This is a genomic window from Ferruginibacter sp. (genome assembly GCF_031430955.1).
In the GTDB taxonomy this organism is placed as follows: Bacteria; Bacteroidota; Bacteroidia; order Chitinophagales; family Chitinophagaceae; genus Ferruginibacter.
The window spans coordinates 1-2,075 of record NZ_JANPCM010000685.1 but is presented as its reverse complement, the minus strand read 5'-3'; the positions used below and the strand labels follow the sequence as shown (position 1 = coordinate 2,075).

Sequence of the window (2,075 nt, the reverse complement as noted above, 5' to 3'; positions counted from 1 at the left end):
GGCCATCCAGTTTCCAGTTAATAATGCCGCCTTTTAAATCATATACTTCCGTAAAGCCAAGTTTATTCAGCATCACTGCTGCATCGTGGCTGCGTACGCCAATAGCGCAGTACACAAACACCGGCATTTTTTTATCAATGGTAGTTAATCTTTTTTCAAAAAGAGAATCATGTATATCCATAAAAACAGCATGCTTAATATAACTTCGGCTTATTTCTTTTGGCGTACGCACATCTAACAAAAATGCATTAGTTGTGGCCTGCAATTTTTTATTGAATTGTTTGGGTGTAAGTTTTTCCTGCGCAAAAATATTGCTGCAGAAAAATATTGCTGCAAAAAGAAAACTAAAATATTGTATTGAAATCTTCATATAATAAAGGTACAACCTAAATAGAGCAATCTAAATTTGTTTATACCTTTAACATTATAAAACAAAAATATGCCCACCTCAACCGAAGTAGTAGCCCACATGATGCAACATGATTTATTCAGCCAGTGGCTGGGTATTGAAGTACTGGAAATTAAAGATGGCTACAGTAAAATAAAAATGTCCGTACGTAAAGAAATGATCAATGGCTTTGGCATTGTACATGGCGGCATTGCATTTTCATTGGCAGATTCTGCTTTTGCTTTTGCCTGCAACAACCGCAATGTGTTATCAGTTGCATTTGATACTTCTATCAATTTTATAAAACCCGTGCATGTAGATGATGTATTAACCGCCGAAGCAAAAGAATTGCATAACGGAAAATCTACTGGCTTATATCACATCACCATTGCTAATCAAAAAGAACATGTGGTGGCAGTTTTTAAAGGAACCTGTTACCGTACCGGCAAAGAGTTAATTTAATTTTACCGCTTGCATTTTACAATTAAGTTTATTAATTTTCATAGCAGTTTTTACTCACTCTTAAAACTGTTGCCATGCAAAAGATATCATACTGGGCACGCTGCCATGTAAATTCAGCAAGGTTTTTAATTGTTACCATCAAAATTTTACTGGCTGCATTGGCATATTACACAGGAATGGCATTGTATAAAATGCAGCTCGTGCTGCCGGCTGCAGAAATTTATTTTTTTGCATTTGTGCTAATGGTTGCTGCTGTTATTTTTTATCCACGGGGCAAAAAAAAAACAGTTTCAAAAAAACTATTTTACATCAGGCAAAAGGCCTGCGATTTTATTTTGCCGCTTTGTGCTGTTTTGGTTTTTACGGCATGGGTAAACAATGCTGATGTGGTAAATACAAATGCGGCGTATGGCAGCAGTATAATTAAACACCCCACTGCACAGCAAATTTTAAATTCGGGCAAAACAAAAGATGCATTAACAAATAAAGAAAAAAGGATTTTAAAAAAAGAATTTTTTAAACAGTTGAAAGTATATGCAGTTGCAACAGTTACCGGCAACAAAGCTAAAGCCGGAGAAGCATGGAAAATCCTTCTTGCTATTATTGCACTGGTAGGTTTACTTTTTCTGCTTGCGTCCCTGGTGTGCAGCCTTTCCTGCAATGGTGCCGATGCCGCAGCGGCTATTGTTGGTGTGCTTGGACTTACGGGCCTTATTTGGGGGTTTATTGTTTTAATAAAAGCAATAAACCGCAAACCGCAAAAAAAAGATAACCCTAAAGTGGAGTAATTTTGGTTTACAATTATTCACCTGATGATTTATCAATTCAAAAATTTTATTCCTGTAGTGCATGAAACTTCATTCATTCATCCGCAGGCTGCGGTTACCGGTAATGTAATTATTGGTAAGCATTGTTACATTGGCCCGGGTGCTGCTATCCGTGGCGATTGGGGGCAAATAATTATTGAAGATGGTTGTAATGTGCAGGAGAATTGTACTATCCACATGTTTCCAGGTGTAACGGTTTATTTAAAAGAAGGTGCACATATTGGCCACGGCGCAGTAATACATGGCGCCACCATTGGTAAAAATTGTTTAGTAGGTATGAATGCGGTTATAATGGATAATGTTGTTTTGGAAGAGGAGTGCATTGTTGGTGCATTAAGTTTTATAAAGGCTGATGAAAAATTTGAGCGCCGCAGTTTAATAGTGGGCAATCCTGCAAA

At 37.2% G+C, this 2,075-nt stretch carries 4 protein-coding genes; 3 read left to right on the top strand and 1 reads right to left on the bottom strand.

Annotated elements, in window-relative coordinates:
- A partial coding sequence (locus ACY65O_RS19580) for a rhodanese-like domain-containing protein (protein ID WP_462222545.1) occupies positions 1–370 on the bottom strand: 370 nt, incomplete at its 3' end.
- Positions 371–439: 69 nt separating this feature from the next.
- On the opposite strand from ACY65O_RS19580, the gene paaI reads away from it, so the two are divergent.
- The 3 genes from paaI to ACY65O_RS19565 all read left to right on the top strand — a co-directional run.
- On the top strand, positions 440–850 hold the full coding sequence (gene paaI, locus ACY65O_RS19575) for a hydroxyphenylacetyl-CoA thioesterase PaaI (RefSeq protein ID WP_462222544.1): 411 nt from the start codon (positions 440–442) through the stop codon (positions 848–850).
- Between the two features lie 74 nt (positions 851–924).
- Positions 925–1,638, top strand: a complete 714-nt coding sequence (locus ACY65O_RS19570) for a hypothetical protein (protein WP_462222543.1) — start codon at positions 925–927, stop codon at positions 1,636–1,638.
- Between the two features lie 24 nt (positions 1,639–1,662).
- Positions 1,663–2,075 (top strand): DapH/DapD/GlmU-related protein (locus ACY65O_RS19565; protein ID WP_462222542.1); only part of this gene is annotated, 413 nt, incomplete at its 3' end.